Raw genomic sequence first — 7,885 nt, 5'->3', positions numbered from 1 at the left:
TCGGCGAACCACTCGACACCTCGGCGCTGATCCAGCCGCGGTGCGAGCCGGAGATCGTGTTCACCCTCGGCCGGGACCTGCAGGGCGCACACGTCACCGCAGCCGACGTCGTCGCCGCCTCCTCGGGCGTGGCGGTCGGGATCGAGGTCCTCGACTCCCGGTTCGTCGACTACGGCTTCACCATGGCCGACGTCGTCGCCGACAACACCTCCGCGAGCCGGTTCGTCGTCGGCACCCCCGTCACACCCACGGGGATCGACCTGCGCCTGGTCGGAGTCGTGCTGGAGAAGAACGGGCAGGTGGTCGCCACCGCCTCCGGCGCGGCCTCCCTCGGCCACCCCGCCGCCGCCGTCGCCTGGCTCACCCGACAACTCGCCGCCGACGGCGAAGGCCTCGCCGCCGGGCAGATCGTCCTCTCCGGCGGGCTCACCGCCGCGGTCCCGGTCGGCCCCGGCGACGTCATCACCGCCTCGATCGACCGACTGGGCGCGATCGAGCTCGCCTGCCGCTGAGCCGTCGGTCGACCTGGGCCGGGTCCCGCTCAGCGCAGGCGGTCCGCCGTGTTCGCCAACGCCGGCTCCCGCAGCGCCCGCGGCCGCGCGGCGCGCTCGCCGAGTGGAACGCACACCGCAGTGTGTCTGGTCGGTTGCCGACCTCCGAGATCAGTGCGCCCGTGGGGCTGCGCTCCGGCGCTACCGGGCCGAGCGGGTGGTCACCGGCGTCGGGTTGCGGAAGAGGTCGAGGACCGGGCAGTGCGCGTCCACGGCGTCCTTCAGCCGGCGGTAGTCCTCCGCCGAGGCCGGACCCTGCAGGTCGACGACCAGGCGCACCTCCCCGAACCCGGCCCGGACGGCGTCGTCGAGGCCGAAGAAGCCGCGCACGTCGAGATCTCCCTTGACCTCCACCGTGACGTCGTCCAGCGGGACGCCCAGCTTCGCGGCCCAGAACCGGTAGGTCACGACCTGGCAGGACAGCAGCGCGGCGAGGGCGAACTCGACGGGGTTGGGCGCCGCGTCCCCGCCCCCGAGGGCCGGCGGCTCGTCGACGACGACCTCGTGCCGCCCGATGCGGATGTCCGTACGGACCCCGTCGGCGCCCGATCCGGTGGCGCGGAACAGGGCGGCCGCCTTGTCGACGTCGTCGGCGACCGCGGCCGCGGTGGCGTCGACGACCGCGACGAGGGCCTCGTCGCGCGTGGTCTGCGTGCTGGTCATCAGAGATGTCCTTTCCTCGGGAACGGTGGGTCAGGCGGCGTCGGTGGCGTGCCGGCGTCCGGCGATGGCCCCGAGCAGGTCGCGGGTGTAGTCCTCGCGCGGATCGGTGAAGAGCTCCTCGGTCGGCCGCAGCTCCAGCAACCGGCCCTCCCGCATCACGCCCACGCGGTGGGCGATCCGCCGGACCACCGCGAGATCGTGCGAGATGAACAGGTAGGTCAGTCCCTGGTCGGCTCGCAGCTCCTCCAGCAGGGCCAGGACCTGCGCCTGCACCGAGACGTCCAGGGCGGACACCGGCTCGTCGCACACCACCAGGTCCGGGGACAGGGCCAGCGCCCGCGCGATGGCGATGCGCTGCCGTTGTCCCCCGGAGAGCTCGGCGGGCTTGCGGGCGAGCACGGACGCCGGCAGGGCGACCCGCCCGACGAGCTCGGCCGCGCGGGTGCGTCGCTGCGCGGGGCTGCCCACGGCGAAGGCACGCAACGGCTCGGTGACGACCTCCTCGACCGAGAAGCGCGGGTCGAGGGAGGCGTAGGGGTTCTGGTAGACGAGCTGCGCGCGCCGGCGCAGCTCCCGCCACGCACGCCCCTTCACCCGCGTGATGTCGGCGCCGTCGAACCGGATCTCGCCGGCGGTCGGGTCGGCCAGCCGCAGCACGAGCCTGGCGGTCGTCGACTTGCCCGAACCGGACTCCCCCACCAGCGCGAGCGTCTCGCCGCGGGCGATGTCGAAGGAGACGTCGTCGACCGCGCGCAGCACGCCGCGCCTCCCCTGCACCCGGGGCAGCGGGAAGTCCTTGGTCAGGCCGCTGACCTGCACGATCGGCCGGCCGCTCGGCTGCGGCGGGATCCGGGGCGCGGACAGTGGGGACAGGCCGGGCGCGGCCGCGACGAGCGTGCGCGTGTACGGGTCGGCCGGGTCGGCGAGGATCCGGTCGACCGGACCCTCCTCCACGATCCGTCCGCCGGCCATGACGACGACCCGGTCGGCCCGGTCCGCCGCCACCCCGAGGTCGTGCGTGATCAGCAGCATCGCGGTGCCGGTCTCGGCGCGCAGCGTGTCGAGGTGGTCGAGGATCCGCTGCTGCACCGTGGCGTCCAGGGCGCTCGTCGGCTCGTCCGCGATGATCAACCCGGGCCGGGCGGCGATAGCGATGGCGATCAGCACCCGCTGCCGCATGCCGCCGGAGAGCTCGTGCGGGTACTGCCCCGCCCGCACCTCGGGGTCGGGCAGCCCGGCCCTGGCCAGCAGCTCCACCGCCCGCAGCCGTGCGGTGCGCTTGTCGGCGAGGCCGTGCACCCGCAGCACCTCGCCGACCTGCACGCCGATGCGCTGCACGGGATTGAGCGAGACCGTCGGGTCCTGCGGCACCAACCCGATGCGGCGGCCGCGGACCTCGCGGAAGGCCTTCTCGGACAGGCCCGCCAGCTCGGTGACGTCCGTGGAGCCGCGCAGCCGGATGCTCCCCCCGTCGATCGTGCCGTTGGCCGGCAGCAGCCCGATGACCGCCTGGGCCAGGGTCGACTTGCCGGACCCGGACTCGCCGACGACCGCGACGACCTCGCCCTCCCCCACCGTGAGCGAGGCCCCGCGCACGGCATGGATGTGCCCGCCCGAGATCCGATACCCCACGTCGAGGTCGGTGACCTCCAGGACCGGGCCGCTCGCACCACTCATCGGGCCCCGCTCCATTCCCCGTCGAGCGCCCGGGAGATCCGGTTCACCGACAGCACGGTCGCGGCGATCGTCAGGCCCGGCATGGCGCAGAGCCACCACGAGGTCGCCAGGTAGTTGCGCCCCTCGGCGATCAGAGAGCCCCATTCGGGGGCCGGCGGCGGGGCGCCGTAGCCGAGGAAGGACAGCGAGGACACGGCCAGGATCGCGAGCCCGAACTCGAGCACCGCGAGCACGAGGACCGGGCCGGCGGCGTTGGGCAGCACGTGCCGCCACAGCGTGACGTACCAGCGGGTGCCGACGGACCGGGCTGCCTCGACGTAGGTCGACCGGCGGATGCGCATCGTCTCCGCCCGCATGACCCGGGCGAAGCTCGCGACACTCGCCACGCCCACGGCGATCGCCACCTTGACCGTGCCGTAGCCCAGCGCGGTGATCAGCGCCAGGGACAGCAGGATCGCGGGAATCGACAGCAGCACGTCGACCACCCGCATCAGCGCCTCGTCGACCCAGCGGCCGACGAACCCGGCGAGCAACCCCAGCAGCCCGCCGACGAGCAGCGCCACCGCCACCGCGATCACGGTGGCCTGCAGGGACAACGACGCCCCGTGCACCACTCGGGTGTAGACGTCCCGGCCCAGGTAGTCCGTACCGAAGAGGTGCGCGGCGCTCGGCGGGCGCAGCTTCTCGGCGACGACGCCGATGTTCGGGTCCCCCGGCGCCAGCACACCCGGCGCGAACGCCGCCACCAGCACGAGGAGCACCACGAGGGAGGCGACGACGAGGCCGGGCCGGTGCCCGAGGAAGCGCAGCACGCGGTGCAGGCGCTCCCGCCGGGTCGGCGGCGTGGGCAGCGCGACGGACGACCCGGGCGCGGTGCCGGACGAGTCGGGAGGGCCCTCCCGGATCAGCAGCTCGGTCACGATGTCGCGGGCACCCCCTCGGCGATCCTCGGGTCGAGGACCGGGTAGATCAGGTCGACCAGCAGGTTCACGCCGACGAACACCAGGGACGCGAACAGCACGATGCCCTGGACCAGCGGGATGTCCTGCACGCCGACCGCCTGCACGGTGAGCCGGCCGAGTCCGGGCCGGGTGAACACCGTCTCGACGACCACGGTGCCGGCCAGGAGGTTCCCGGCGACGTAGCCGAGCACCGTCAGGGCCGGGATGGCGGCGTTCTGCAGGGCGTGGCGCAGGTGGATCGCCGCCCGCCCGGCGCCCTTGGCCCGCGCGGTCTGGACGTACGGCTCGTCGAGCACCGTGGTCAGGCTCTTGGCGAGCACCTGCGCGAGCAGCGCCCCCATCGGCAGCCCGAGGGTGATCGACGGCAGCACGAGCGCCGGGAAGCCCGACGCCCCGACCGACGGGAGCCAGCGCAGGCCGAACGCGAAGATCTGCACCAGCATCAGGCCGACCCAGAACACCGGCAGCGACACCGCGAGCGAGGGCAGCGCCATCAGCAGCTGCCGCAGCCAGCGCTGCGAGGTGTACGTCGCGGCGATCGCGAGGCCGCCGCCGAGCACCACCGCGACGAGCAGCCCGCCGAGCGCGATCTGCACGGTCGGCGGCAGCGCCTCCAGGATGGCCGACCGGACCTCCTGCCCGTTCTGGATCGACGCACCGAGGTCGCCGTGCAGCGCCGCCCACAGCCGCGTGCCGTACTGCACGATCAGCGGCTTGTCGAAGCCGTACCGGGCCTTCAGCGCCTCGATCTGCTCCGGGGTCAGCGGTTCGCCGTCGAGCCCGCCGCTGGCCATGGTGGTGACCGGGTCACCGGGTAGCAGGTAGAGCACGACGAAGCTCACCGTGTACGCCGCCCACAGGACCGCGACCGCGGTCCCGAGGCGCCGGAGCAGGTAGCGGGGCAGGGTCCCGGTCATCTAGTTCGACTTCCAGGCGTCGTGGAGCTGGATGCGGGAGGAGGCGTCGAACGTCACGCCGTGCACGTTCGAGGCCACCGCGAGCACCGTGGTGAGCTCCGCGACCGGCACGTAGAAGCCCTGCGCGACGAGCTCCTGCTGGGCCTGCGCGACGATCTGCGTGCGCTTCGCCGGGTCCGGCTCGGCGGCCTGCTGCTGCAGCAGCGGCTCCAACGGGCTCTGCGGCACGCGGTAGTAGTTCGCGCCGGCCGTGGAGAAGGAGCTGCGCAGGATGTCCGGGTCCGCGCGGGTCAGGTTGCCCCAGATCGCGACGAAGTCGCCCGAGGACTGGATCGTCGGGAACTGGGCGATCGGGAACTCCTGGACCTGGAGGTCGATTCCGGCGGCCTTGGCCTGCTGCTGGATCAGCTCGAGGCTCGGCTTGTTGGTGCCCGCGTTGTTCGCGAAGGACAGCGGGAAGCTCAGCCGCTGCCCGTCCTTGACCCGGATGCCGTCAGGACCCGGGGCCCAGCCCGCAGCGTCGAGCGTGGACCTGGCCTTCTCCAGGTCGAACCCGAGGTCGGCCGAGTCGTCCGCGTACGACGGCGTGGTGGAGGCGAGCACACTCGTCGCCGGCTTGGTCTGCGAGGTGTAGACCGCCCCGACGACCTCCTGCCGGTTGATCGCCAGTGACAGGGCCTGCCGCACCGCCGGGTCGGAGACGATCGGCTTCGTGAAGTTGAAGCCGATGCCGAAGGTGATGCCGGGGTTGGAGCGGGCGAGCAGCTGCGCGCCGGCGCCGGTCAGCGGGGCCTCGTCCTGCTGGCCGATGCTGCCGATCGCGTCGACCTCGCCGGACTGCAGGCTGCCGGTCCGCACACCGGACTCGGGCACGATCCGGAACTCGACGGTGTCGAGGTAGGCCTCGCCCTGGTGGGCGAACAGCGCCGAGCCCCAGTTGTAGCCGGGCCGCTTCGCCAGCGTGAGCGAGGCGTTCTTCACGTAGTTCTGGACGGTGAACGGACCGGAGCCGATCACCGAGGCGCAGCGCTCGTCGTCGGACTTCGCGACGGTCGCCGGGGACAGGATGCCCAGGCTGTGGGTCGAGGTGCCCTGCAGGAACTGCACGGTGGGTCGGCTGAAGGTCACGGTGAACTGCGTGGGGCTCTGGACCGTGGTGCCCTGGTAGCCCGCCAGGTAGCCCTTGGGCAGTGTGCTGCGGGCGCCGAGCTGCGGGATCCGGTCGAAGTTGGCCTTGACCGCGTTGGCGTCGAGCGGGGTGCCGTCGGAGAAGGTCACGCCGTCCCGCAGGGTGAACGTGTAGCTCTTCGCGTCGGGCGAGGTCTGCCAGGAGGTCGCGAGCCAGGGCCTGAGCTCCCCGGTCTGCGGGTCCTGGTCGGTGAGCGAGTCGACGACCTGGCGCAGCGAGTAGACGGTGTCGTTGCTGGCGACCTGCTGCGGATCGACGCACCCCTGGTCGCTGGAGACGGCGAAGCGCAGGGTGCCGCCGGGCTGGGGCGGGCCGGCGTCGGCGGTGCTGCCTCCGGAGCCGCCGCAGGCGGCCAGCACGACGGCGGCGGCGAAGAGCAGGGCCGGGAGGAGCAGCCGGCGTGGTCTGACGGTCATCGGGGTCCTTCGTGGGAGGGGCACCGGAGGACCGGCGGGCGTGCCGGTCCTCCGGTGCAGGTGGGAGCGGAGGGCTCGAGGAGGGTCGAGCGGGTCAGGAGGCGGGACGGACGGCGCCGCGGACGGCGGCGTGCGGTTCGCCGAGACCCGCGGGCGGGCGCAGGCCGAGGTTCTCCCGCAGCGTGGAACCGGTGTAGCGATCCCGGAGGACACCGCGGTCGCGCAGCAGCGGGACCACCTTCCCGACGACCTCGTCGAGACCGGCAGGACTCACGTACGAGCCGAGGATGAAGCCGTCGACCGCGTCCTCCTGGACGTACCGGTCGATCTCGGCGGCCACCTGCGCGGGCGTGCCGACGAACACGGCCCGGTCGAACGCGTGCGTGACGACCTCGCGCAGCGACCAGCCGTGCTTGCGGCCGAGCGCGCGCCAGGCCTCGGCCGTGGCGTGCGCGTCCTGCGTGAGCGGCGCGCGCCCGCGGATCCACTTCGGTGCGTGGGGGGTGGGCTCGAGGTCGGGCACCGGCCCGTCCGGGTCGACCTGGGAGAGGTCGCGGTTCCACACCATCTCGGCCAGCACGATCGCGGTGAACGGGTCGACCTGCCGGCTGCGGACGTCCCGGTGCCGGTCGCGGGCCTCGGCCTCGGTGTCGCCCAGGATCACCGACGCCGACGGTAGGATCTTGACCTGGTCGGGGTCGCGCCCGAACCTCGCGACGCGGGCCTTGACGTCGGCGTAGAAGGCCCTGGCCTCGTCGAACTTCTGGTAGCGGGAGAAGATCGCGTCGGACCGGGAGGCGGCGAAGTCACGTCCGGCGGGCGACTCCCCCGCCTGCAGCACCACCGGATGCCCCTGCGGGCTGCGCGGTGTGCTGAAGCGACCGGCGATGTCGAACTGCCGGCCACGGAAGGCGAAATCGCCCACCTGCCCGTCGCGCAGGAACCGTCCGCTCGCCGGGTCGGCCACGACGGCGTCGGACCCCCAGGAGTCCCACAGCGCGCGAACGGCGTCGAGGGTCTCCCCCGCCCGCTCGTACCGCTGCGAGTGCTGCAGGAACCCGCCCCTGCGGAAGTTCTCGCCGGTGTCCGCGTCCGAGCTGGTCACGACGTTCCACGCGGCCCGCCCGCCGGACAGGATGTCCAGCGTCGCGAACTTCCGGGCCAGCTCGAAGGGCTCGTTGAAGGTGGCGTTGATCGTGCCGGCGAGCCCGATGTGCTCGGTCACGGCGGCCAGCGAGGCCAGGACCGTGAACGTGTCCGGCCGCCCGACGACGTCCTGGTCGAAGACCTGCCCGCCGCGGGTCCGCAGCCGCAGCCCCTCGGCGAGGAACAGCAGGTCGAAGGTGCCGCGCTCGGCGGTGCGCGCCCAGTGCTCGTACGAGGCGAAGTCGATGTGGCTGCCCGACGCCGGGTCGCTCCACACGGTGTCGTGGTTGACGCCCGGGAAGTAGGCCCCGAGGATCACCTGCCGCTTCCGGGTGCGCTGTGCCGATGGTTCGCTCACGTGCTC

Annotated in this window: 7 protein-coding genes; 1 reads left to right on the top strand and 6 read right to left on the bottom strand. The window is 73.2% G+C overall.

Annotated elements, in window-relative coordinates:
* Positions 1 to 512, top strand: a 512-nt coding sequence (locus ABD990_RS28500; protein WP_345383852.1) for a 2-keto-4-pentenoate hydratase, incomplete at its 5' end; no start/stop codon positions are given.
* 180 nt (positions 513 to 692) lie between these two features.
* On the opposite strand, the gene ABD990_RS28495 is transcribed toward ABD990_RS28500, so the two are convergent.
* From ABD990_RS28495 to ABD990_RS28470, 6 genes are all read right to left on the bottom strand, one after another.
* Complete coding sequence (locus tag ABD990_RS28495; RefSeq protein WP_345383851.1) at positions 693 to 1,214, bottom strand: OsmC family protein; 522 nt, start codon at positions 1,212 to 1,214, stop codon at positions 693 to 695.
* 30 nt (positions 1,215 to 1,244) lie between these two features.
* Positions 1,245 to 2,891, bottom strand: coding sequence for a dipeptide ABC transporter ATP-binding protein (locus ABD990_RS28490; RefSeq protein WP_345383850.1), 1,647 nt, complete (start codon positions 2,889 to 2,891; stop codon positions 1,245 to 1,247).
* On the bottom strand, positions 2,888 to 3,811 hold the full coding sequence (locus ABD990_RS28485) for an ABC transporter permease (protein ID WP_345383849.1): 924 nt from the start codon (positions 3,809 to 3,811) through the stop codon (positions 2,888 to 2,890). Before ABD990_RS28485 ends, ABD990_RS28490 begins: the two co-directional genes overlap by 4 nt.
* Positions 3,808 to 4,770, bottom strand: coding sequence for an ABC transporter permease (locus ABD990_RS28480; RefSeq protein ID WP_345383848.1), 963 nt, complete (start codon positions 4,768 to 4,770; stop codon positions 3,808 to 3,810). Before ABD990_RS28480 ends, ABD990_RS28485 begins: the two co-directional genes overlap by 4 nt.
* A complete protein-coding gene (locus ABD990_RS28475) occupies positions 4,771 to 6,375 on the bottom strand; it encodes an ABC transporter substrate-binding protein (protein WP_345383847.1) in 1,605 nt (534 codons plus the stop codon).
* A gap of 94 nt (positions 6,376 to 6,469) precedes the next feature.
* Positions 6,470 to 7,879 carry an NtaA/DmoA family FMN-dependent monooxygenase gene (locus ABD990_RS28470; RefSeq protein WP_345383846.1) on the bottom strand — a complete coding sequence of 470 codons (1,410 nt, stop codon included), beginning with the start codon at positions 7,877 to 7,879 and terminating at the stop codon, positions 6,470 to 6,472.
* Between the last annotated feature and the right edge of the window lie 6 nt (positions 7,880 to 7,885).

Source organism: Pseudonocardia yuanmonensis (assembly GCF_039542425.1).
In the GTDB taxonomy this organism is placed as follows: domain Bacteria; phylum Actinomycetota; class Actinomycetes; order Mycobacteriales; family Pseudonocardiaceae; genus Pseudonocardia; species Pseudonocardia yuanmonensis.
Note: the sequence above shows the minus strand (reverse complement) of the source record. Positions and strands in the feature narration are given on the sequence as shown.

What these genes read in the sequence shown, in the direction of transcription:
- ABD990_RS28495 (WP_345383851.1), bottom strand. Translation starts at nt 1,214, where the DNA reads ATGACCAGCACGCAGACCACGCGCGACGAGGCCCTCGTCGCGGTCGTC.
- ABD990_RS28480 (WP_345383848.1), bottom strand. Translation starts at nt 4,770, where the DNA reads ATGACCGGGACCCTGCCCCGCTACCTGCTCCGGCGCCTCGGGACCGCG.
- ABD990_RS28490 (WP_345383850.1), bottom strand. Translation starts at nt 2,891, where the DNA reads ATGAGTGGTGCGAGCGGCCCGGTCCTGGAGGTCACCGACCTCGACGTG.
- ABD990_RS28475 (WP_345383847.1), bottom strand. Translation starts at nt 6,375, where the DNA reads ATGACCGTCAGACCACGCCGGCTGCTCCTCCCGGCCCTGCTCTTCGCC.